Source organism: Algibacter sp. TI.3.09 (genome assembly GCF_038154905.1).
Lineage (GTDB): Bacteria > Bacteroidota > Bacteroidia > Flavobacteriales > Flavobacteriaceae > Algibacter.
Genome location: NZ_JBAKAN010000002.1, coordinates 376039 through 401322, shown reverse-complemented (window position 1 = coordinate 401322; position 25284 = coordinate 376039). Strand labels below are relative to the sequence as shown.

Genomic DNA, 25284 nt, shown 5'->3' with positions numbered 1-25284 from the left:
AAGTAATTTGTTAACTTTTTTTTTATTCAACCTAAAGCCAACTTGCACCCATCGAAAGTTAATTTAAACACAAACAAATTAAGATGGCAAACGTATTATTCTACACACACAGTAAAGACGATTTAGTAAGAGCAGTTCGTCTAGTAATAAATGAAATAAGACAAACAGAATTAATAGACTCTTCAATTCCTATTGATGATGAAAAACTTTCTCAAAAAGCAGCTTCGTTACTTTTAGGTATTAGTGTTACTACAATTATTGATTGGAGAAAATCGGGTAAAATACCAAGAGATGCTTATATGCGTATCGGAAGACCTATTTTTTATTCTAAAAAGAAACTTCTTGAGTATGCTAGAAATAATAGAGGTGTTAATAAGGCTTCTAAGTAGTTCAATTTGGAAAACTCAAAAAAAATAAAGCAACCTAATCACGTTTCAACTGCAAGGTTTAATTATAGCTTAACTGTATTAGAAAAAAATATAATCTATACGATTATTGAAGAGCTACAAAAAATTATGAGTAGAGATTTGAACCAAAAATATATTAATCAACGAATTACAGTTGAATTAAAAACCTTGGAACAAAACAGAAACTATAGTCGAATTAAAAATGCTATAAAAAAATTAGGTTCTAAACATGTAGAGTTTGATGTTGTTATTCCTAAGACGGGTAAAATGACAGGTTTTTCTACATCGTTGATTAGCGGGCTACGGCATGAATATAACTCAGGGCTAATAATATTAAATATTCCAGAAGATGCCTGTAGGTTTTTCTGTTATATAGGCGGTGGTTTTACATCATTTCAAAAAACTATTGCGATAAGTTTAAATTCGGTTTATTCAAAATATCTGTATGAATTATGTTGTCGTTGGGAAGATAGAGGGGGTTACTCGTGTTCTATTGAAGAATTGAAAATCTATTTGTCGATAACCGATAAATATAACCAAATAGTACATTTACGAGCTAAAGTGTTAGAACAGGCTAAGGAGGAATTAAAGAAAAAGGCAGACTTGTTTTTCACATATAGTTTAAAGAAAGTAGGAAGAAAATATTCTAAAATATCTTTTAAAATTCATAGAAATACGCAGGGAAATGAAGAGTATTATGGAGTTAGAGAGGAACATTTTATTTATGTTTATAATTTTCTTATTCGTTTTTTTCCAAATTACGACGATAATAAGGCTGCAAACTATGCTGACATCATTGCTAATGGAGGTTATGTAGAAAAAGCATATTACCGCTTCGTAAAACTAGAAGATCAGTTAGAAGCGAGATATAAAACAAAAAAAGATATAAAAAACATATTACTAAAGTCAATATTACCAGAATATGGAATTTCTACAGTTAATAAAACTAAATCACACTCAACTTGAGTTAAGTGTGATTGCAAGTGGCTACTTCGTCAATTAGTGTGATTAAGCTCGTCAATTAGTGTGAATTCAAAATAAAACCGTCGTCAATTAGTGTGATTTAGGTGTTATCATCCCTTTATTCATAAGGTGTACAAAGCATGTACAATAAGGTAACTTATAATAAACAATACAAGTAGTGAAAAATTTGATAATGAAAGAAAAAAAAACAAACTTTAAAAACAATAAAAAAACCAGAAAATTGAATGCAATTTGCAATCTGTCTTCTAATTTTTAAATATATAAATCTGGAGACATCAATTATAAAAAAATGGGTATTCGAAAAATAATAAAGCAAGATCACAAAAAAACCACTTGCTTCATTATTTCTCGAATAATTTTATACTCTTATACATTTATAATTTCACCCCCTTATATCTAAATACTATTATAACATTATATCGAAATACTTTTATACCAATGTATTTTTATAACATTATATTTTAAAATTTAAAGCGGAAGCTGTGCTTTTCTAATCTTGCTTTATTATTTCTCGTTAATTCCAAGTGACAATAGATAATGGGGAAAGACTTCAAAATATGAAGTGCAAGATGTGTCTTTATGCACACGATTTTAAAAAAAATCGAATACATAAATACAAATTTGCTTACTCCGTAAGAGAGGTTTTTTCGGAACTCAAAAATCTAAAAAAATGAAAGATTTATATAAAAAAACAAGATGCTTTCTTACGAAGAAGTGTTAGCGAGTATACAAAATATAATAAACCAACTAAACTAAAACAACAGTTTTACAAAATGGGTACAGATATAAATAGTAAAGAAGAAATAGTATTAGAAGATAACGAGCTAGTATGTATTCTCTCAGGAGAAGTCAAGAAGATTAAAGCTCAGGAATCTAATCTACAGTCCGTCATATTAATGCTTAACGAAGAATAAGGCTTTGTAGATGATATGGAGCGTGGCTTTACCGTGGAGTATGAAGATCTAGAAACTGGCAAGACTAAAAAGCAAAAAGTAAATTTGGTCATCTTTAAAAAAGGAAAACCACACGAGCAAGATTTTATTATTAGAATCGCTATTGTACAAGATGATAAAGTTAAAGTAACCGATAAAAAGAAAGGACTTACAGCAACGCTTGAAAATGCTATGGCAGCTGTGAATTTGGGCTATGGGTAAATGGTTCTAGCTACAACTTCTTACAAAAGGAAGACGACACTATTGGTTTTGATCATGATTTTACAGATTTATCAGATTTTCGTGGAGAAGGAGAAACACTAGAAGATTTAGAACGTGCAAATCGGTCCCACACACGAACTCTAGCAAGTGATTCTTTAATAAAGGTTTTTAAGCGCTTGCACAATTATATCTATGGTAATGAAGGACGTAAAAAAGATGCGTTCTGGCAACTACTAAATTTAATACTCTGCAAGCTGTATGATGAGAAACGTCGTTTTATGGAATCTCTTGATGGTGAAAGTTACCAGCGTAAATTTTGGGTTGGAGTTAAAGATATATAAAATATTGCTTTACATTATAACTTAAGCCTGAATTCTCCAATGATCATTTAAATCTACTTCTATTTTATAGTTTCCTTTTGTACTTGCTATTTATAGCGATGCCCTCTAATCTGTACATTTTATAAAAAATAATTTAATATTTCATTATGGGGATATTAATTTTTTTTATAAAGGCGTAAAATACTCTCCATACCTCAATTTCTTTGACCAAATACTATCTAGACAACAAAAGGCGAATTCATTTGAAATACAAGCATAATATTAATATAACTCTTATCCCGCTTATGGTGTTTTTCAACAACGTTAGAAGAGTGAACTGTATCCAAATAATCGCCATTCCGATCTATAAATGCCTAACTTATTTTGATGCAACTAGTGATTGTAAAGCTTCTGAATTAAAATCATATTTAATATCGCGTGGAGTTGGTGATAATATTTTTTTTAGTAGTGGAAATAAGAAAATGCCATTGTTCTTTAAATTTGATTCTACTTGTTAACAGCTTATTTTTTTCTTTATGAAGGGTTGAAGTGCCTCGAGCTATTATATTTAATTTATACTGTAAGGTTTAAAAATAGTCTTACCTGAATATATTAAAATGTTAACTTTATGTTAAAATTAACATTATGGTAAAGTGTAACACGTTGTTAATTAGTTTTTTGTAATTTTGTAAGTTTTACTTACGGGTTTTCCTCAGTTTGTTTTGACACAAAAAAACTACTTTTCCTACGGGATTTGTTTTTTTAATATTAAAAACCATTTTATGAAATACTTTTACGTTATTTTTATTTTCTCACTTCCATTTATCTCCTTTTCTCAAAATCTATTAAATACATCTACATGGACAGTTGGTTCAGGAAGTGTTTCTGGGTTTAGTCAAAATGGATCTACAACAGAAAATATTAGAGAATATGGCACCAATCATATTGGAGAAAATGTTATTCTTTGGGAAGCAGTGCCTGATGTTACTAGTAGTGCCGATGGAGGTTGGAATGGTGACTACCTATCCGTCGATAACACAAAAAAATATAGATTTAGTGTTTGGATTAAGAAAACTAATTCAAATGATGGTCACACCTATTTTGGGTGTCAACAGTCGCAATCTGACACAGCTATTCATTCATTTTCAGTCTTAAACTTAAATAATACGATAAATACTAATCCATATTTTTGGGCTGGCGACCTACCTAAATTAGACAGGTGGTATTTATTAGTAGGTTTTATTCATGGAAAAAATTCAACAATTTCCGTTAATGAAGGCGCAATTTATGATGGTATTACAGGTGAGTTTGTTCAAAATACTCAAAGAGATTTTAAATTCCATACAAACACAAATATTTTAAAACATCGTGCATATTTATATTGGGATACCAACACTTCCGATAGACAATATTTTTATAACCCTAGAATGGAACAAGTTAATAGTAATACGCCTTCAATTAGCCAGCTGTTAGGTTTAAATCCAGATTCAAAACTGTTATTTGCATACGATGGTGCGGGAAATCAAAAACAGCGTTTCTATTGTGAATTTGATGGTTGTACAGTTGAAACACCTCCCGCAGGTAGGGCAAGTAATGCAAAAACAATTGTTTCAAATGAAGAAGAAAGCAAAGAACAAAATGATGATGTCATTCTTTTAGAAAAGGCTATATCAATTTATCCAAACCCAACCAAAGGGGTTATGCTTTTAAAACTAGATTCTAAATCTAACATTACTTTGTCACATTCTGTAAATATATTTAACAGCGCGGGTATACTAGTTTATGAAAAACCTAGTAATTCTAAAATGCAAATAGAACTAAATATAAGTGATTTTTCTGCAGGAGCATATCTCGTACATGCACATTTAAGCAATGGTAAAAGTGTAACTAAAAAAATCATAAAAAACTAAATACTTCAGAAAATGAAAATAAAAAACTACTTTATAATTATTCTATTATTTCTAGTAAGTTTCATTGGATATGCTCAAACTCCTAATAGTTTATTAGAAGATCCATCTAATATAATTAAGTTAGATTTTGAAAAAATAACCACAAAAAAAAATAGTAAAGCAAAATCGTCCACACCGTTATCTCAAAGCTTACAATTAAAGTCATCAGGTAAATTGGTTACAAAATCACCAATAGAAAGAGAAGAACCCTGTTTGATTGATCCTGAAAGCGGTAATTGTGTAAATGAGTTACCTCCTTTAGAGCCGTTTCCTCCTTGTTTGGACTGCGATGGTATATGCGATCCAAGAACAGGTGAATGTATAGAGCCATCTGACCCTTGTCCAGATTGTGATGGTATATGCGATCCAAGGACAGGGGAGTGTATTGAAAGCGTTGATCCTCCTGGTGGTGGAACAGATTCCTCTGGAACTGCAGGAACTACTCCAGGTGTGTTTAACGTTTCTTTAAGTGGAGCTGCAACTTACAATATTCCAATTAATTTACCTCCGGGGATTAAAGATATTGCACCTAACATTAGTCTAGAGTTTAGTAGTCAAGCCGCTAATGGCTTGGCAGGATGGGGTTGGAATATTTCAGGCTTATCTACAATCACAAGAATTCCATCAACTCAATACCACGATGGTATTATAGATGGTGTTGATTTTGATTCTTACGATAGATTTACATTAGATGGTCAACGGTTGTTAAGTAAAAGTGGAACTTATGGCGCAGCAAATTCAGAATATCAGACAGAAAATTATTCAAACTTAAAAGTTAAAGCTTATGGGACAAACCCTTATGGGGCTTCTTATGGACCATCGTATTTTATAGTTTTTTATCCAGATGGAACAAGGGCATATTATGGGAATGCTGGCTCTTCTCGAGGACGGTTAGAATGGGCTTTATATAAGAGAGAAGATCCACAGGGTAATTATATTCAATACGATTATTCTCAGAGTAATGGCTTATTACGTATTAATACAATTAAATATGGAGCTAGAGCAAGTGGTTCTTCTCCAAATGAATTGAAATTCTATTACAAGACACGAACACGACCAGAACTTTCATATATTAATGGTTATACATTCAAAAAAGCTAATATATTAGATCGAATTGAAGTAAAAGGAGGAGGACAATTATATCGTAAATATCAATTAAGCCATAATACCACATCATTAGGTTATCAACGAATTTCTTCCATAAAAGAATACAATTCAGCTAACCAATCTTTTCCTGGGATTTCGTTTTCATATGATTCTTCTTCTAGTGGGGTTTCAAGAGACGGAAATACACTTTCGATATATCCAGGTATTGATTATAAAAATGATGCTATGGTCTCTGGAGAATTTGATGGTGATGGGAAAATGGACATCATTACATATAATAAAGACTCAAGAGATAAGCTGAATGTATTTATGGATATGTTTGGCAATCAAAGTTCTAGTATAGGGTATTCTGTTAATACTGATAAATTTGATGGTGTATTTGCAAGTACAATATTATCATGGAACGGTAAAGTTTTACAGCAACAAGGTGTTACTATAGCTAGTGAAACTATTAACAGCTCAAATTCTACGGTACGTTTTAGGACTTTTGCTATGGCTTCTTATGGTGCTGTTTTTCAATATGACAAGAGTGTTAACTTTTCAATTGGCCCTGCCTCTATTGGTGTTGGGGCATCAAATTGCTCAAGTCTGGAAGATAGGAAAATAGATAAAACTTATATTAATGGAGATTTTAATGGAGATGGATTAACAGATGTAATTGCCATACCTAAGAAGTATTACAAAAAATATTATTCAAGCAGATGGAATTGTAATTCATTTGATGCTAATGTTTCTCAGGAAAATTCAGAAGTATACTTTATAGATTTAAAACGTACAGCAAGCACAACTGCGGTAGATATTGGAACTTTAACGTCCCGTATTGAAGATGATACAGATAAGCTTTATGGTGTGGATTTTGATGGCGATGGAAAAACTGATTTAATACATGTAAGAGATGGTTCAGTAAGAGTGTATTCAATGAATTCATCAAACCAATTAGTACAAATAGCCTATTTATCAAACAGTAATATAGATATAGATAAGCCAATTGTTCTAGGAGATTATAATGGAGATGGAAAAATAGATTTTACTATTCCGTCTGGAAACAATAGTTCTACTTGGTATTTTTATTTATCTAAAGGAAATAGTATTTATTATTACTCTAAAAATATAGGAGTTACTTATACAAAAACCTATGTTCATGACGGAGGGCGAAACGTAAATGGCGTTTATATGAGTAACCCCTATTATGAATACCATTATATATCACAAGATTACAATGCCGATGGAAAGAGTGATATTTTGAAGCATGAGGTCGTCTCACCTTACTCCTCTTATAATGTTGTTAGTGATAGACTTATGCTTTATGCAAATAAGCAGAACAGTACAGAAAGTACACCTTCTTTTTCTTTAGTAACAAATTCTCTGGCAACTAACAACGGGATTACTAAATTTGGAATACCTGTGTTTTTAGAAGCAAAAGGGATAAATAGAAATTTAGAGTATGCATATATTGACGGGAATAATGTACATACATACGAGTTTAATCAAGATCATAAAAGAGATGTGTCTCTTAAACAAATCACCAATGATGGTTTAGAAACAGATATTTTTTATGAAACCTTGAATTCCAAATATGGTTCCGATATTTATTCATTCGACTATAATGAAAATTATCCTTACGTAAACGTTAACATAGCACCTGCTTTAAGGGTCGTAAAAGAAGCTCAAAATAATGGTTCAGGCCATACGCAAAGACAACTATATCATTATAATGGGGCGGTTACGCATGCACAAGGTTTAGGTTTTTTAGGATTTAAAACAGTCAAAAAAACTAATTGGTTTGGAGATGGTGTTGGAGGTTTATGGAGTATTTCTAAACATAATATGCAAAAAAGAGGGGCTATTACCCAACAATGGATCTCCACATCTGAATCTAACACACCATCTAGTTTTATAAATAAGACAGATTACACTTATTTTACTCAATTATTATCAAATAAAGTTTTTATAAATATACCTACAAAAACCATTACAGTAGATGGTTTGCATGGGGTTACTTCAACCGAAAATTATACTTACGATAGTTATAAAAATCCTTTAACCATAAGTAAGATTTATCCTGGAGGGTCAAAAATAACAACGTATCAATATATTAATAACCCTTCTTCAACTAGCCATACATATCATATTGGTCGCCCTACTAAAAAAACTGAAGTAAGTGTTTTAAGCGGTAACTCGTTTAGTACCGAAAAACAAATTACATATATCAATAATTTAGTATCCCAAACTAAAAGCAAGGGAAATGGTACATCTTGGCTTACTGAGAAATTTTCCTATAATGCTTATGGAAACGTAATTAGTAAGACTATTAGCGGAGAAGATGTAAATCGTAAAGAAGAGTATGAATATGATACGAGCAATCGGTTTATGCTAAAAAGCATAGATATTTTAGGACTGGAAACTAACTATACTTATGATGCAGAAACAGGAATGCTGTTAACTAGTACATCTCCTTACGGTCAAACAACTACATTCACTTATGATGCATGGCAAAGATTACTTAAAGAAACCAACTATTTAGGTAAAGAAATTAATTATGCTTACAACAAAGAAAACGTTTCAGGTATTGGCTGGTGTTTAACTAAAAACATCGATTATGCTGAAGGTCAGGACACTAAATCATATACAAATGTATTTGGTTGGGTAGTTCAAAATAAAGTATTAAGCCTTAATAATAAATGGATTCAAAAAAAATATGAGTATGACGCTGCCGGACGAAAAGTGAGAGAAAGTGAGCCATATTTTAGTACTGAAAGCCCTTCGCAATGGAATCATATGTATTTTGACCAATATGGGCGGCCGATATCCAACACATTGTATACTGGTAAAATCATTAATGTCACCTATAATGGTCTTTCTTCAGCAATTGATGATGGTACAAAAATAGTTACAACTACTAAAGATGCATTGGGTAATACAGTAACATTACAAGACCCTGGTGGTGCTGTCAATTATGAATATTATGTAAATGGAGTCATGAAATCTGCGAATTATGGTAGCCATAAAGTTTCTATAACTATTGATGGTTGGGGAAGAAAAGCGTCGCTAACTGACCCGTCTGCAGGAATATACACTTATGAATACAATATTTTAGGTGAAATACTTAAAGAATCAACCCCAAAAGGCTTTACTCAAAACATCTACGATGATTATGGTAGGATAACAGATAAAAAAATATTTGGAGACAATACAGATACAACTAGTAAATACGAATATAGTCCAACAAGTAAATTGTTAGAGAAAATAAGTAGTACTGCACAGGGCAGGCCATATATATACAATTATGGATATGATAACTATAAAAGACTTAATAATGTTAAAGAGTCTAACGGTGGTAGTGCTAATTTTGAAAAATCTATAATTTACGATGATTTTGGTAGAGTCTTTTCTGACACTTATACAAGTTCAAGAAATGGAGTGTCCAGCTCTGTTAAGGTTAAAAATATATATGATAATGCAGGTATTCATGAAGAAGTGAGAGACTTTAATTCTAATGAACTTTTATGGAAGATAAATGATGAAAATGCGCGAGGACAAGCTCTAAACATTCAATTAGGAAACGGGCTTACTAAATTTAAACAATACAACCAATATGGTTTTCTAACAAATATAACAGATAAAGATAATTCTACAGCAGGTACTCAAGCCTTAAAAATAGACTATGATTTTGATGTTAAACGTAATATTTTAAACAGCCGTATAAACCATGCTTTTGGTGGCTGGGAAGAAAACTTTACCCATGATAATTTAAATAGACTAACCAATATTAGTGGCGCAGTAAATCATGTACAAGATTATGACGATAAAGGACGGATTACTAATAACTCTTTTGTGGGTGATTATAATTATAATAATACTACAACTTACCGCGTAGATGATATAGATTTAAACAGTCAGGGCGATTTATATTACCAACAACACAGTCTGCAGCAAATTACATACAACGCTTATAAAAAGCCTGTAGAAATTCATGAAAAAGACAAAGGGCGAATAACTTTTGAGTATGGCCCTATGCAAAATAGAACAGTTGCTATATACGGAGGTGACCATGCAGATAAATACGAAAGAAGATACCGTAAAATATACTCAAGTATTATGCCTGTTGAAATTGTTGATGATACAGAAACTAATGCCGTTAAAATCATAACTTATATTGGTGGCGATGCCTACACTGCACCCATAACCTATATAAAGCAATCTGGAAGTGAATCTATTGATGGATACCACTATTTACATCGTGATTATTTAGGTAGTATTTTGGCTATTACCGATGCAGGTGGATTAGTTAAAGAACAACGCCAATTTGGGGCTTGGGGTTTGTCAGATAAATTTGCAGATTCTAAAGGAAATACTATCTTTACACATGGTTCTTTATTAGGTCGAGGTTTTACAGGGCATGAGCATTTCTTTGAAGTCTCATTAATACATATGAATGGGCGTATGTACGATGCGCAATTGGGGCGTTTCTTATCTCCAGATAATAATATACAAGAGCCTTTTAATACTCAGAATTTCAACCGCTATGGTTATGTATTAAATAACCCTCTTAGCTTTAATGATCCTACAGGAGAAAGTTTTAATAAGTGGTGGAAAAAGAACTGGAAACAAGTTGTTACAGTTGCAGCCGTAGTAGTTGTAACAGTTGCAGTTACTGTTTTAACAGCAGGTACAGCTACTCCCTTATTGGTTGGTGTTATGGCTGGTGCTGCTGGCGGTTTTACTGGGGGCGCGTTAGGTACAGCATTAAATGGGGGTAGTTTTGGAGAATCATTACTTAATGGGGGTATAGGTGCATTTACAGGTGCTTTAATGGGAGGTGCTGGTGCTTATGCAGCTTCCTTTGCGCCCGCAGGAATTTTAAATGGCGCATTGTATGGTTCTACAAGTAATGCTATTTTAGGCGGTATAGGTGATTTGTTAATGGGCGGAGACGGTATACAAGGCGCATTATGGGGAGGTGCTTTAGGGCTTATAACTGGTGGGTATACTGGTTATGTTAAAGCTAACGCAATTGGTGGTAATATTTGGAATGGTAAAGTTTCAAATCCTGTTACTACACCAATGTCTGACGCTCAGCTTATAGCAAGAGCAGCAGAGAAATCTCAAGCTGCAATTGAAGGAACTGATAGATTTGCAGGTACAGCTAAACACACCTATGCTAATAAACTTTTAGACCGTTATCAAGGCCTTTATGGAGATAGAGGATTTGAGTTTAATAGTTATTTTAATAATGGAGTCGGCAATAGAGGTTTTTTGGATGTTATAAATCACAGCACTAATACAATATATGACTTTAAGTTTGGGGTTAGCGGTTGGAGTCCTGGTCAGTTTTTGAAATATCAACGAAATTTCCCAGGATATACAATAGAAATGGTAAGACCGTAAAATAAATAAAAAGATGAAAAAAATAAATGAAGATTGGCAAGGTGCTTTCCCTGAACTGGTTAAATATGCACAATATAAATATTATAAAATATTAGATTCTGTTTTAGTAGGAATAGAATTGGTAAAACTTCCTAGGGCAGAAGGGTATCGTCCTTACTTTGTTATTTACTCACTATTTGGAAATAGATCAGGTAAAGATTTAAAGGCTTGTTTGTCATCACCATTAGTTCTTAAAGAGTTTTTTGATAATAAAGGGAGACAATTGTCAATTTCGGATTTAAAACACACTTCTGAGTTTTCTATTATTTTAGATTATGTAAAAAAGCAACTTCCGTTTGATATGGAGGGAAACGTATCTTTAAAAAGGGTGTTTTTGGCTCTAGATGAATACTCTAGTTCACCACCACTAAGCGCGTCTCCAAACTCTTATTTGCAGGCCTCGCTTTTGGAATCTAAGCTTGAAATAGCAATATGCTCAGGTAGTGAGAAACAGGTTCAAGATATTTTTAGACAGATAAGCAAGAAAGATTGGGATTTAGAGCATTTTGCTATGTGGGATGTGAATTATATCGAATGGATTAAAGGTTTAGAAAATAAAATAGCTAATAAAAAAGAGCTCTTAGAAATATTAAATACAAATAGGGGAGATAGGAAACTCAAGATGATGTACCAATCAGAAGTGAATTAAATAAGGTATTGTGATATAATTTTTTAGACCTTAAAATATTTATAATATCTGCTTGTAATCCTTCTGATGATTCAAAGGAACCTATTAAGGGCTCAGTATTCTCAATAGAATTATCTATAGCGGATAGAGCTTTAATAGATGAAGTAGTCCAAGCGACTATTTCATCAAACGAAATCATTAAGAGTCTAGAAGTTTCTTTTGATAATTTCGGAACAAGTAGTATTAGTTTTTCCGATTTAGGAAAAACTACAAAATGTTATTTTAGTTTTGATAACCAGGGAGTAAACACTATTTATTTTAAAGCAAAAAATATGGAGGATGAAGAAGTTATTAAAACCATGACTGTTTCTATAACAAGAGGTAATACTATACGAATCACTTCGGTAAAAATTATTTCTTTTTCAAATATTAATAACACTTGGGATTCAGAATTTTCAGATTCCGATACAAATCGTTTAGCCGATGTGTTTTTTAATTTAAGAAAACAAAAACCAGACAGCAAACAAGGTGGTTTAAGTTTTCAAAATTGGTTTAAATCTGAAGTAAAAGAAAATCAAGGTGATTTAACATGGGATTTGTCTTCTAAAAATTTATATTTAAACCCAGAATTCGCTTTACAATTTAGTATGGCAGATGATGATGGAGGCGTAGCTCAAGACATTATGTTGGGACCTCTCTTTTGAGAGAGAAATTACATTTCAAGAACATATTTCGACTAAACCGAGTGCTATTACTTTAAAAGTACCTGAAATAGATTTAGAAGTAGAGTTTACTATAGAATGGCTTAATTAAAAAAATCTATTGATACAAAAGTTACTTAAAATATTATCTATCACAATATTATTTTCAAATGTTAGTTTCGCGCAAAAAGAAGCTAACATTTGGTATTTTGGACAAAATGCTGGGTTAGATTTTAATAGTGGCAGTCCTGTTGCGCTTACAAATGGACAACTTGTAACTCTAGAGGGGTGCGCCTCAATAGCAGATAGTAATGGTAATTTACAATTTTATACAGATGGTACAACCATTTGGACAAAAGACCATTCTATAATGAGTAATGGTACAGGTTTAAATGGTAATTTTTCAAGTACGCAATCGGCTATTATAATTCCTAAACCAGATGCTCTTAATATCTATTATGTGTTTACTGTAGATTTCCAAGGAGAACCAAATGGTTTGCAGTATTCAGAAGTAGATATGACTTTAAATAGTGGCTTAGGTGCGGTTACAACTACAAAAAACACATTATTGCTTACTCCTGTTTTAGAAAAATTAACAGCTGTAAATCATGCTAACGGTAAGGATATTTGGGTTATTTGTCATAAAAATGGTAGTGCAGAATTTTATGCTTACTTAGTAACGCCTACTGGTGTTCAGAATACTCCTGTAATTACAGATATAGGTTTTAGTTATAGCGGTTCTTCTTTTGACGATAATGCTGGGTATATGAAAGTGTCTCCAGACGGCACAAAAATAGCTATGGCATTTTATAAATTCAGTAATGGCATCCAGCTTTTTGATTTTAACAACAGTACAGGAGAACTAAGTAGCCATATAAACTTTTATGAGGTTACAGGTGTGGTTCAGCCTTATGGTTTAGAGTTTTCTCCATCGGGAGATATTTTATATGTTTCAGGGTCAAGTGGCATTTCGCAATTTGATATTACGCTTCCTACGGTTTTTGAAACCTTATTAAATACAACCTTTTTAAATAATGAAATAATAGATAATAATTGGGGAGCACTGCAATTAGCACCTGACGGTAAAATATATGTTACCAGAGCAGCAACTAATGGTGCACCAGAAATTAATGCCTTAAGTGTTATTAATAACCCAGATGTATTGGGTTTGGGGTGTGGTTTTCAGTTAGATGTCATCTCTTTAGGAACGGGTATTGCAAAATCTGGCTTACCACCTTTCATACAATCATTTTTTATTGTAGGTTTTGAATTTGAAAATGTATGTTTTGGAGGTACTACACAATTTAATGCCAACATCTCACAAGCCTATGATTCACTATCTTGGGATTTTGGAGATGGTAATTCTTCTAATATTGAAACCCCAACACACACTTATTTAAGTACGGGAGATTATGATGTTACTTTGAGTGTTACATCAGGAGGACAAACATCTACCGAGACACAAACAATAACCATATATGAACAACCAACGGCAACACAACCACAAGATATTTTAGTTTGTGATGTTGATAATGATGGCTTTTACAGTTTTGACTTAACAACTCAAAATACCGCTATTTTAAATGGGCAAAGTAGTTCAGATTTCGACATAACTTATTATGCTTCGATGTTAGATTATACAAATGGAAATACTATTGTATCTCCAAGTAATTACACAAATAGTAATGCTTATAGTTCTCAAGCTATTATAGCTAGTGTTTTTAATGTAAATAATAATTCTTGTGAAGCAATAACCTCTTTTAATATAGAAGTGTTTGAGTCTCCAACACCAAACCAAAATGTACCCAAACTATCGTTTTGTGATGATACAAGTTTTGGAACGGATGATGATGGTAGGATTATATTTGATCTAACACAAAATGAAACCTCAATTTTAAATGGGCAATCCCCATTAGATTTTACGGTAAATTATTACAGAGATTCAGGGCTAACCAATGTAATTAGTACAGCTTCAGCATATCAAAATTTAAATGTACAAGAAATAATATATGTCGACGTAGTAAATAACAGCAATACCAACTGTAGAGCGCAAACATCTTTTGATATTGAGGTTTTCGAATTACCTACAGTCTCTTCTTTGGTAGAACTCAAACAATGTGATGATGATTTGGATGGTTCTAGTGTATTTAATTTAACAGAAGTTAACATTAAATTATCAACAAACTATCAGAATGAAACCATTACGTTTTATGAATCACAAGCTGATGCTGAAAACAGCAATGACCCCATAACCAATAATACAACTTATGTTAATGAAACAGTAAGTACAGATTCCGTTTGGGCAAGGGTTGAAAATAGCAATAATTGTTACAGAACAGCTCAAGTAAACTTAATTATATCCACAACACAAATTCCAAATACTTATACAAGAAATTTTTATCAGTGTGACGATGGCATTGATATAACTGATGGTATTGCAACTTTTGATTTAAGTATCGTAGATAACGAAATTCAAGCATTATTTCCAATAGGTCAGCAATTAATTATTAAGTATTATCGTAATCAGGTAGATGCTTTGTCAGAAATTAATTCAATTGATAATATTACTAGTTATCAAAATATAGGATACCCAAATATTCAAAACGTATTTATTCGGGTTGATAGTGCTGTGGATAACGATTGTTTAGGTTTAGGACATCATATTACACTCCATGTTGAAACCGTGCCTGTTGCAAATCCAGTAATCGTTACTGAACAATGCGATGATGATGGTGACGGCATGTATGCTTTTAACACCTCTAATATTGAGGCTACTTTGCTTAATGGGCAAACTAATTTAACCGTAGCGTATTTTGACGGTATGGGTAACTCTATTTCAAGTCCATTACCAAATCCTTTTCTAACAGCAACACAAACCATTACTGCAAGAGTAATCAATTCGTCATCACAAGACATTGTCGGTGCTTGTTATCATGAAACACAAATAGTCTTTGCCGTTGATGCCGCAGCAGTAGCTTATCCTATTTCGGATTTTGTTGAATGTGATGATGATGGTGACGGAGAGTTTGAGTTTGATACATCCAATATTGAGACAACTGTTTTAAACGGACAAACAGGAATGCTAGTGAGTTATTTTGATGAGAAAGGTAATTTACTTCCAAGTCCATTACCTAATCCATTTACTACAAATACACAAACTATAACTACAAGAGTTGAGAATAAATTGAGTTCCATTTGCTATGATGAAACATCTATTAATTTTGTGGTTAGTGAGCAACCAATTGCTAATACTATTGCGAATGACTTTGCTTGCGACGATGCTACAAATGATGGCGAATATATTTTTATTTTATCTAATTATGACTCGCAGATCCTCAGCGGACAGTCTTCATCGATATTTGAGGTAGCATATTTTAAAAATGAAGCAGATGCTCAAAATAATCTAGACGCACTACCAAACTTATATGCAGTAAATACTGTGTCACAAAAGGTTTATGGAAGGGTTCAAAATATTAGAAATGCTAGTTGTTATGAAATCATATCTTTTGAACTAGGTGTTCATTATTTACCTATTGCTAACTCCCCTGAAAATATTTTAGTATGTGATGATGACACTAATGACGGTGTTGAAACCTTTGATTTTAGTGCACTAGATGAAGTAATTTTAAACGGGCAATCTCCAACAAAAAATATTATATCTTATCATCTATCTTTAACCGATGCTGAAACAGGGAATGATAAACAAAATATAAGTTTTACAAATACAGAAAGTCCACAGACCATTTATGTGAGATTGGAAAACGCCAATTTTCCTGATTGTTATACAACAACATCTTTTCAAATTATTGTAAACGAGCAACCCGTATTATTAATGAAAGGTCAATGGCCTATTTGCGAAGGAGATACTGTAGAAATAGTTGCCGATGTTGGTTATGATGAATATCTATGGTCAACTGGAGAAACAAGTCGTAATATTACAGTAGACACACCAGGAACTTATGAAGTAACGACAATAAATGTCTATGGAGGTTTGCGTTGTCAAACTTCAAAAACAATAACTGTTACTGAGTCAAATATTGCTACAATCACAAGTATTGATACTGAAGATTGGACCTCAAAAAACAATAATATTACAGTTTATGTTGAAGGCAATGGCAATTATGAATACTCATTAGACGGTATAAATTATCAAGATTCTAATGAATTCAATAATCTAATTATTGATGAATACATAGTTTATGTAAGAGATAAAAATGGCTGTGGAGTTGTTTCAGATTCTGTTTATCTATTGAATTACCCTAAATTCTTTACACCGAATAATGATGGCTATAATGATACTTGGCAAATATTAAATTCAAGACATGAACCTAATAATAAAGTTTATATTTATAACAGATATGGAAAACTACTAAAGCAATTAACTCCAACCGATTTAGGTTGGGATGGAACAATTAACGGAAGTAGATTAATTTCTGATGATTATTGGTTTGTTTTAGAACGCCAAAATGGAAAAACTTATAAAGGGCATTTTACATTAAAACGATAAAACTGGTATTAAAGTTTGTTTTTTAAGTCAATCTTAAATAATTTAAGAAATACTATGTTATTCGAAGTTTTTATCACTTTTTAGAAATCAAATAATCTATTATTTCTAAGTTAATTTTAGACCAATTATTGTAAGGATAGAATAAGTTATACAAATTAGTTTTTTTACATTTAAAATTAGAAGATATTAAAAATTATATGGGAATTTTTTCCTATAAAAAACTTCTAGTTCTTAGTTCAACAATATAAACATGAAAAGGTTATTGAATTGTTTGATGCTAGTTTTAAAGCATTGGAGTATGCAAACCGACTTGAAGATGTTTTTGCTTTAAAATAAATTAAGAAATTTGGTTGTAAAAAATGTAAGAGGAGGTAGGTGTTTAGAACGTAAAATTAAAATAAAAGGAGTTTCGAGAATCCATATTGGAAGAGGATATTTATGAGCACGAAGAAGCCAAGATGTTAAATCTAAATTATTTTCCCATTCTGTTTTTTTGTTTTGGGGTTAAATTTATATATACTTTTTCTAAAGTTTCTCTTTTAAATTTAGAGTCCATTATTACATATATTTCTGTAGTTTTTATAGATACATGTCCTAACAAATCTCTAATCTAAACTAGATTTACACCTGCTTCTAATAAATACATTGCTTTTGAATGCCTCAATGGATGGCATGAAGCTTTATTAAGGAATATTATTTTTGCCTTTTCTATATCTTTATTTAGAATATATTTTATTCCAGACCTTGTGAGTTTGTCTTTTCTATCATTAAAAAATAATGGTCTTAGTCTGTTTTCTGGATTGCTTAAGTTTTATGCTTTCATATAGTTTTTAAAATGGGATATTTGTGCATCAATCATTGGAATTAATCTAGCCTTATTTCCTTTACCAATTATCTTAATGGTATTGGGTTTTTCTAATCTAAGCATCGAGGGTGTTAAATTAATTATTTCTGAAACTCTAGCACCTGTGTCGTATATTAATGATAACAGAGTTAGATTTCGAATCCCTTTTAATGTTGTTCTATCTGGTTGACTTAACAAATTTGCTATACCATACATGCTTAGATAGCTTGTGTTTTATTTTGTAGTTTTTTCTTTCTTGTTGTTAGGTTTTTTGACTTTCGTAAATGAAATTGGGTATTTGCTAACGGGAGAAACTATTGAAGAAATTGAAAGCATAATGCTAATTAAGAAATTAGCTGACTTAAAAAGAGATTCTTCATGGATTTTATTGACAAAATCGGACATTCTACACTAAATATATTAACAACGGATGGAGTTGTTAAAGGAGATTAACATAGGCAGATTTTGTAGAAAATGAAGCGGGATGTAGAGATGGTTATAAAAACTGATAAAGATTTAATTTTGATAGCGATATTTATCGTGATACTATAGTAAAAAAAACATTAGAAACTATTCAGAGTTTTAAGTGCTGCTTTTGTGAATCAAAATATAAAAACATAACTTCAAGTGATGTTGAATACTTTGGGTCATAAGGTTTTTATAATCAAGGAGGAAGAGGGGGATGTTCCCTTTTGTAAGGCCAGGTTGTTTTTGGTTGGCATATGAATGGGGTAATTTATTAGTGTCTTGCGAAGTTTTTAACCGAAGAAAAAAGAAAGTTGTTTTCCGATAAAAAATATAGTTAGGCGTTGCCAAAATGAAACCTATGGCTATAATCAATTAAACGTGGTTTATTAATCCAAGTTTAATTGATCCTAAATGCTAAATACCATAATTCATTTCACAAGGAAGTATCTACACATATAACACATGAAGGAGCTAAAACTATAAAATTTTTAGGAGGAAATCGGCAGGAAAAATTTAAATGACTTAAAGGTACTAGAAGATAGCTATATGATATCAATCGGTTTCCTTATAGATGATCGAATTAGAGAAAACTTTTTCAAAAGATAGAGAGCTGTTTTAAATGAAAATGGTTAGTACTATTTAATGATTAAAGTTAATTTTAGTAGCTATATTCCTCAATTATAGAAAATGTCGTTATTTCATTTTTTTACTAATTAAGCGAATAGGTTTAATGAATATGTTTAGATAAAGAAGTGAGTAAATATTGAGAATTTATTTTTTTGACTTAAAACACAAACAAATAATTATGTAAAGTGTCTTTAAGACAAAAGTAGATTTATAGGGCTATTGTTGTAAAAGCTATACATAATGTTTTTCTTTGCTACCTTATAAATAACTCTCACAACCATCCAAGCAGAAATTTATATCTATCAGAAGCAGGTATTGAAATCACTCAAAAACTAAAAGAAGCTAATATTGAACATTTAGACTTCACAAAATCCTCATTAAGTCGCGAAAAGCGCCTTACCTCAAATCTTTGTTTGTTTCACTTCATTAATTTGATTACAACGACAAATCAGCGTTTCAGACATAAATAAGTTGCCCTTTTCGTAGCCCTTTAAATTAAAAAACCCTTTAAAACATGTGTTTTAAAGGGTTTTAAGTACTCAAGGCGGGAATCGAACCCGCACTCCGAAGAATCGGATTTTGAATCCGACGTGTCTACCAATTCCACCACTTGAGCATTTGGAGCAGCAAAAATATAGATTTTTTCGATATATAACTCAAAAAATACGCATCAATATACATTTTAGGTAAAAATAAATCCATAAATTTGCAGCTTGTTTAAAACAAGAGATGTTTTTATCCCTATAAAACAACACATTAACCATGCCCATAGTAGTAACAGAAGCTAAAATTTTTGCGTGTACTCAAAGTAAAGTCCTTGGCGAGAAAATCGCTAAAGCATACGGAGCTAAACTAGGTAAAGTAATTACCTCAACTTATAGTGATGGAGAATTCCAACCGTCTTACGAGGAGTCTATACGTGGAGCACGTATTTTCATCATAGGTTCAACAAACCCTGGTCCAGAAAACTTAATGGAAATGTTGTTAATGATTGATGCTGCAAAACGAGCATCAGCAAGACATATTACAGCAGTTTTACCATACTTTGGTTGGGCAAGACAAGACAGAAAAGACAAGCCAAGAGTGCCAATTGCGGCAAAATTGGTAGCGAAAATGTTAGAAGCAGCAGGTGCAACACGTATAATCACTATGGATTTGCATGCTGATCAAATACAAGGGTTTTTCGAAAAACCAGTAGATCACCTTTTTGCATCCACTATATTTTTACCATACTTACGCAGTTTAAACTTACCAAATTTAACCATTGCATCGCCAGATATGGGAGGTTCTAAAAGAGCTTATGCCTATTCTAAAGCGTTAAAAAGTGATGTAGTAATTTGTTATAAACAACGTGCAAAAGCCAATGTGATTTCACATATGGAACTTATTGGTGACGTAACAGGTAAAAACGTTGTATTGGTAGATGATATGGTTGATACAGCCGGAACACTAGCAAAAGCAGCCGATTTAATGATGGAGCGTGGCGCATTAAGCGTTAGAGCTATTTGTACACACCCAATTTTATCTGGTGATGCTTACAAGAAATTAGAAAACTCAAAATTAGAAGAACTTATTGTAACCGATTCTATTCCGGTAAAACCATTAAGCGACAAAATTCGTGTATTAAGTTGCGCAGATTTATTTGCTCAAGTTATGGATAAGGTACACAATAATACGTCTATCAGTTCAAGTTTTGTAATGTAATTTTCCTGAAAAGGAAAACACAAATTAGAGTATTAATTAAATATATATATTAAAAATGAAATCAATTACAATCAACGGATCTCAAAGAGAAAGCGTAGGCAAAAAAGCAGCAAAAGCCTTACGTAATGCTGGTCAGGTTCCTTGCGTATTATACGGAGGAGACAAACCAGTACATTTTGCAGCAGCAGAATTAGCCTTCTCAAAACTAGTATACACGCCTAATGCGCATACAGTTGTGATTAATTTAGAAGGTGGTGAAACTTTTAGTGCAGTACTACAAGATATTCAATTTCACCCAGTAACAGACAATATCTTACACGTAGATTTCTACCAGTTATTCGAAGACAAAGAAATCGCTTTAGATATTCCTGTAAACTTAGTAGGAAACTCAAAAGGTGTTAAAAATGGTGGTATCTTACGTAGAAACAACCGTAAATTACGTGTTAAAGCACTTCCAGCAAACCTTCCTGATTTTATTGAAGTAGATATTACTCCATTAAAAATTGGTGATAAAGTTGCCGTTAGCGAATTAGCAAACGAAAAATATACTTTCTTACATACTGATAACACAGTTGTATGTCAAATTAAAACTTCTAGAACAGCAGTTGTTGAAGATGACGAAGAAGAAGAAGGTGCAGAAGCTCCAGCAGCAGAAGCAACTCAAGAATAGAACATATTCACTTCAAAATACAAAAAGCATTCTGTTAATTCAGGATGCTTTTTTATTTTTACACAAAATAATAATTTGGGCGTTACCCGAAAAGGGTCGGGCTTTACGCTGCAAGTCCTCGCTCCACCAATTACCATTGGTAAAGCTGTGGGCTTTTCACTGCAATCCCTAACGCAAAGTCAAACTTATCAACAATAGTTAGGCACGATAAGTTAGGTGTGTATTGGTTATGTTTGTTTAAAAGAAAACAATAAAATGTGGCAATTTTTATTAAAAATATTCAGAAAAGAAAATAACATAGAAGCGCAAAATCCTATGAAAAAATATTTAATAGTTGGTTTAGGAAACATTGGAGCAGAGTATGCAAATACCCGCCATAATATTGGTTTTAAAGTATTAGATCACTTAGCAGCTCAAGAAGATTTAACCTTTACTACACAGAAATTAGGCGACCTTACAACCTATAAATTAAAAGGGCGCACCTTTATTTTACTAAAGCCAAGTACTTACATGAATTTAAGTGGTAAAGCGGTACAATATTGGCTTACCAAAGAAAAAATTCCTTTAGAAAATCTATTAGTAATTACCGATGATCTTAATTTACCCTTTGGTAGTATTCGTGTAAAAGCAAAAGGCAGCGATGGTGGGCACAACGGATTAAAAGATATCCAAAGCACATTAAACACCACAAAATATAACAGATTCCGTTTCGGAATTAGTGATGCCTTTAGTAAAGGTAAACAAATCGATTATGTTCTTGGCGAGTGGAGCGAAGAGGAAAACAAGACTATGAAAGAGCGTTTAACCAAATCGGTAGAGCTTATTAAATCTTTCGGTTTAGCAGGAATGAGCAATACCATGAATAGTTTTAACGGTAAGTAAATAAGTTATTTATTCAACAATAATTTTTCTGGTGGCTTGTTTAAATCCATCGGTAACATTTAAAATATACATACCCGATTGCGCATGGTTTAAGTTAATATTCTCATTAACGCTACCGTTGCCTTCAAAGGTTTGTTTGTAAATTCTACGGCCACGAATATCATATACTTCAACATTAACCTCTTGTGATGCTGCGGATAGTTTAAGCGTGAATTCGCCATTGTTTGGGTTAGGGAATACTTTTAATTCTTCAAGCGTGAAAGAAGTAACGCTTAGCGGTACTAAAGTGGTTTCGCAAATTTCAATAAACCAAGAGTTTAAAACTCCGGTATCACCATTGGCTAAATCGGCATAAGCAAGTGTCCAATTTCCAGAAGAGTCTTCACCGTTAAAATCAGAAAGGCTTCCTAAAGGTTGATAGCTTTCGTTACTTACTGTATTATTACAGTCCATAGCAGTTGCGTTATCATCAAACTGAATAATTAAACTTCCTGTAGCACAAAACAGTGGTTTCATTAAATCAATAAATTGATTTGTAGGGCTAATTAAACCAAGTTGCAGATCTCCTTTATAAGTGTGCGTAATGTTGACACCTACATTAATATCTGTTATAGTTGTAGATGGACTTATATTAATAGTGCTATATTCAAAAGCTGTTGCATTATCAGGAATGCTCGCGTTTGGCGATGCGCTATACTGCGTACAAGTTTTAGTTACTGTGTAGCCAATAGCAAAATCTTCGGTGTTTATCGCAAAAAAGATGTTGCCGTCTGCCTCAATCATTATTCTACAGTTTTGTGCTGTTACGTTTGGTACCGTTATATCTTCCGATCCATCGTTATCCACGCTAGATGCTAATGTAGTTGGGTATGTTAATCCTCCATCGGTAGATAAAAGGATGTTTACTTTTGCGGTGTTTACGCCATTACTATCTGTTCCTGCTACATCCCAAGTAATGTTTTGTGTAGCATTTTGTGTCCAGCTTTCGTTTTCTGTGTTTTGAGAAGTTATAACAAATGGTCCGGCAGCTGCGGTGGTTGTTACAGTCATATCTGCCGATGCTGTTCTGCCATAGGTCTCATTATCTCTTACAGTGAGTTTAAAGTTTATATCGCGTGCAACGGATGATAGTTTTTCCCAAGTTGTAGAACCGTTAAAATAAGATAAATCTTTTAAGTTAGGAATATATCGCGTAGAGTTTGTTGTGCCTTGGTAAGAGCGTACTAATGGCCCCGTGCTTTTAGTTTCAGAAGGTAAGCCTGCGCTGCCTAAATCGAATTGTTCCCATGTGTAGGTATGTGAAGCTATGCCATCGGCATCTGTTGAAGAGCCAGAAAGTTTATAAGGTGTAGATTGTGGTATAGTGTAACTTGTTCCATCCACAATAGCTTCTGGTTCGGCGTTTCCACTTGTGGTTTCTGTTGCACACGAACCATTAGTACTGTTTATATGATTCCAAATAAGTTGTAAGCTATTAATGTGAAAATAGTCATCACTATTTGCTTGAATGTTGTCTGGAGAACAAATTCCAGCATAGGCCATTATAGTTGTTCCGCCTCCTGGTTCGTATGCGCTAGTAGTGCTACGAGTGAGATTAGAACAATTGCTGTCAGCAGGAAGAACACTATTAAATGTGTGAGGCGCCCCGAACTGGTGCCCCAACTCATGTGCTACATAATCAATATCGTAGGCATCTCCTACAGGAGATGGCGAACCTGTAACTCCTTTTGCTTTTCCACTAGATATACATACAGAACCTAGTTCTGCTAAACCACCACCTCCAGTGCTAAATGTATGTCCTATATCATAATTTCCGTTTCCAATAATATTATCGATTTGAGTTTGACTTTCATCTATTAAGTTATCAGCATTATCATTAGTAAACGAATCTGAATCAATAAAAATAAGATTCTCATTGTCTGCTACAAATTGCATGCTGACAGATAATTCTCTTTCATAAACACCATTAACTCTAGTCATGGTTACAATCATGGCGTTCATAACGGCGTTCTTTTTATCAGCCTCTGTATCGCTAGATGTTAAACCTGCTGCCGTCCAATGAAATTCAGAATATTCAATAGTGCTCGCAATTGCTATACGGTAAGTTCTAATAAATCCATCATTTAAAGCCACTGCGGTTGCTTTGGTTCCTGCGGATTTTCCGGCAATCTCTTTGCTAATAACTTCACAAGAAAAGTGATTTTCTAATTGTGGTAAATCACTTTTACTATATACTAAATAGTTATTTTCACCATAACTTATAGGGTCTATATATTGCGTGCTTCGACCGGCAGACATAAGCATTGTGTGTAAGCCTTGTGGAGTTATACTAAAACGAATAGTGTTTTCTGGATTTTCAATACTTTTTCCAATATAACTTCTAGACTCTGGCATTTTTGCCTGAAGATCTGGGTGTAAAACAGAAGCTTCTTCTATTTTAAACTCCTCAAAATTTCCGTTGGAAACAGGGAAACTTAAAATAACATCCGATGTGGTTTGAGTTTCACGTTGTGGCGCATTTTTTAAATAAGATTTTAACCCCTCAATATTTAAACTGTATTCTAACGCTTTTTTAGGAGTAGATTTTCGTGCTAGTTTTTTGGAGTTAGCCGATTTGCTCTGAGCTGTTTTCCCCCATAAATCTTGCCCATTTTGGCTATTTCCAAAATTAGAAAAGAAAAAAATTACTAATAAAAATAATATCGATTTAGGGTATAAATGTTTCATTCTTATAAATTTAAAAAGGCATAGACAATAAAAATAGGTTGTTAAGTTAGGAATAACAAAAAAATCTTTGAATGAAACTTAAATATTTCTGTTTATTACGATAAACCTTACCTTTTAACCTGTTTTTTAAATGAACAACTTTGGTTTCTAATTTAAAATAGTCGCTTTCTTTAATGGT

The 25284-nt window shown here is 32.6% G+C and carries 15 protein-coding genes and 1 tRNA gene; 13 read left to right on the top strand and 3 right to left on the bottom strand.

The features are described from left to right. Positions 1–83 precede the first annotated feature (83 nt). The 10 genes from V6246_RS09435 to V6246_RS09390 all read left to right on the top strand — a co-directional run bounded on the left by V6246_RS09435 (position 84) and on the right by V6246_RS09390 (position 17184). Positions 84–389, top strand: coding sequence for a helix-turn-helix domain-containing protein (locus tag V6246_RS09435; protein ID WP_341560149.1), 306 nt, complete (start codon positions 84–86; stop codon positions 387–389). Positions 390–395: 6 nt separating this feature from the next. After that, on the top strand, positions 396–1373 hold the full coding sequence (locus V6246_RS09430; RefSeq protein WP_341560148.1) for a replication initiation protein: 978 nt from the start codon (positions 396–398) through the stop codon (positions 1371–1373). 791 nt (positions 1374–2164) lie between these two features. Continuing rightward, on the top strand, positions 2165–2305 hold the full coding sequence (locus V6246_RS09425; protein WP_341560147.1) for a hypothetical protein: 141 nt from the start codon (positions 2165–2167) through the stop codon (positions 2303–2305). A 15-nt stretch (positions 2306–2320) separates the two neighbouring features. After that, positions 2321–2545 carry a hypothetical protein gene (locus tag V6246_RS09420; RefSeq protein WP_341560146.1) on the top strand — a complete coding sequence of 75 codons (225 nt, stop codon included), beginning with the start codon at positions 2321–2323 and terminating at the stop codon, positions 2543–2545. 176 nt (positions 2546–2721) lie between these two features. Then, positions 2722–2886 carry a hypothetical protein gene (locus V6246_RS09415; protein WP_341560145.1) on the top strand — a complete coding sequence of 55 codons (165 nt, stop codon included), beginning with the start codon at positions 2722–2724 and terminating at the stop codon, positions 2884–2886. Between the two features lie 761 nt (positions 2887–3647). Then, positions 3648–4775, top strand: coding sequence for a T9SS type A sorting domain-containing protein (locus tag V6246_RS09410; protein WP_341560144.1), 1128 nt, complete (start codon positions 3648–3650; stop codon positions 4773–4775). Between the two features lie 12 nt (positions 4776–4787). Further along, entirely contained in the window at positions 4788–11309 is a 6522-nt protein-coding gene (locus V6246_RS09405) for an RHS repeat-associated core domain-containing protein (protein ID WP_341560143.1), read from the top strand. Positions 11310–11322: 13 nt separating this feature from the next. Then, the gene (locus tag V6246_RS09400) at positions 11323–11997 is read left to right on the top strand and encodes a hypothetical protein (protein ID WP_341560142.1); all 675 of its coding nucleotides are present in this window, start codon (positions 11323–11325) and stop codon (positions 11995–11997) included. A 311-nt stretch (positions 11998–12308) separates the two neighbouring features. After that, positions 12309–12680 carry a hypothetical protein gene (locus V6246_RS09395; RefSeq protein WP_341560141.1) on the top strand — a complete coding sequence of 124 codons (372 nt, stop codon included), beginning with the start codon at positions 12309–12311 and terminating at the stop codon, positions 12678–12680. A 118-nt stretch (positions 12681–12798) separates the two neighbouring features. Further along, the gene (locus tag V6246_RS09390; protein WP_341560140.1) at positions 12799–17184 is read left to right on the top strand and encodes a T9SS type B sorting domain-containing protein; all 4386 of its coding nucleotides are present in this window, start codon (positions 12799–12801) and stop codon (positions 17182–17184) included. Positions 17185–17995: 811 nt separating this feature from the next. On the opposite strand, the gene V6246_RS18460 is transcribed toward V6246_RS09390, so the two are convergent. Both V6246_RS18460 and V6246_RS09385 read right to left on the bottom strand, forming a co-directional pair. Beyond that, the gene (locus V6246_RS18460; protein WP_445818994.1) at positions 17996–18244 is read right to left on the bottom strand and encodes a tyrosine-type recombinase/integrase; all 249 of its coding nucleotides are present in this window, start codon (positions 18242–18244) and stop codon (positions 17996–17998) included. Positions 18245–19659: 1415 nt separating this feature from the next. Continuing rightward, positions 19660–19739 (bottom strand) — tRNA-Leu (locus V6246_RS09385). A 146-nt stretch (positions 19740–19885) separates the two neighbouring features. Between V6246_RS09385 and V6246_RS09380 the strand changes: the two genes are divergently transcribed. From V6246_RS09380 to pth, 3 genes are all read left to right on the top strand, one after another. Continuing rightward, positions 19886–20827 carry a ribose-phosphate pyrophosphokinase gene (locus V6246_RS09380; protein ID WP_042496101.1) on the top strand — a complete coding sequence of 314 codons (942 nt, stop codon included), beginning with the start codon at positions 19886–19888 and terminating at the stop codon, positions 20825–20827. 55 nt (positions 20828–20882) lie between these two features. Beyond that, positions 20883–21497, top strand: coding sequence for a 50S ribosomal protein L25/general stress protein Ctc (locus V6246_RS09375; protein ID WP_159018664.1), 615 nt, complete (start codon positions 20883–20885; stop codon positions 21495–21497). 315 nt (positions 21498–21812) lie between these two features. Beyond that, positions 21813–22379, top strand: coding sequence for an aminoacyl-tRNA hydrolase (pth, locus tag V6246_RS09370; protein ID WP_341560139.1), 567 nt, complete (start codon positions 21813–21815; stop codon positions 22377–22379). A 9-nt stretch (positions 22380–22388) separates the two neighbouring features. On the opposite strand, the gene V6246_RS09365 is transcribed toward pth, so the two are convergent. Then, on the bottom strand, positions 22389–25106 hold the full coding sequence (locus V6246_RS09365; RefSeq protein ID WP_341560138.1) for a zinc-dependent metalloprotease: 2718 nt from the start codon (positions 25104–25106) through the stop codon (positions 22389–22391). Positions 25107–25284: the final 178 nt, after the last annotated feature.

What these genes read in the sequence shown, in the direction of transcription:
- V6246_RS09405 (WP_341560143.1), top strand. Translation starts at nt 4,788, where the DNA reads ATGAAAATAAAAAACTACTTTATAATTATTCTATTATTTCTAGTAAGT.
- V6246_RS09425 (WP_341560147.1), top strand. Translation starts at nt 2,165, where the DNA reads ATGGGTACAGATATAAATAGTAAAGAAGAAATAGTATTAGAAGATAAC.
- V6246_RS09420 (WP_341560146.1), top strand. Translation starts at nt 2,321, where the DNA reads ATGGAGCGTGGCTTTACCGTGGAGTATGAAGATCTAGAAACTGGCAAG.
- V6246_RS18460 (WP_445818994.1), bottom strand. Translation starts at nt 18,244, where the DNA reads ATGTATGGTATAGCAAATTTGTTAAGTCAACCAGATAGAACAACATTA.
- V6246_RS09375 (WP_159018664.1), top strand. Translation starts at nt 20,883, where the DNA reads ATGAAATCAATTACAATCAACGGATCTCAAAGAGAAAGCGTAGGCAAA.
- pth (WP_341560139.1), top strand. Translation starts at nt 21,813, where the DNA reads ATGAAAAAATATTTAATAGTTGGTTTAGGAAACATTGGAGCAGAGTAT.
- V6246_RS09400 (WP_341560142.1), top strand. Translation starts at nt 11,323, where the DNA reads ATGAAAAAAATAAATGAAGATTGGCAAGGTGCTTTCCCTGAACTGGTT.
- V6246_RS09410 (WP_341560144.1), top strand. Translation starts at nt 3,648, where the DNA reads ATGAAATACTTTTACGTTATTTTTATTTTCTCACTTCCATTTATCTCC.
- V6246_RS09395 (WP_341560141.1), top strand. Translation starts at nt 12,309, where the DNA reads ATGGAGGATGAAGAAGTTATTAAAACCATGACTGTTTCTATAACAAGA.
- V6246_RS09365 (WP_341560138.1), bottom strand. Translation starts at nt 25,106, where the DNA reads ATGAAACATTTATACCCTAAATCGATATTATTTTTATTAGTAATTTTT.
- V6246_RS09435 (WP_341560149.1), top strand. Translation starts at nt 84, where the DNA reads ATGGCAAACGTATTATTCTACACACACAGTAAAGACGATTTAGTAAGA.
- V6246_RS09380 (WP_042496101.1), top strand. Translation starts at nt 19,886, where the DNA reads ATGCCCATAGTAGTAACAGAAGCTAAAATTTTTGCGTGTACTCAAAGT.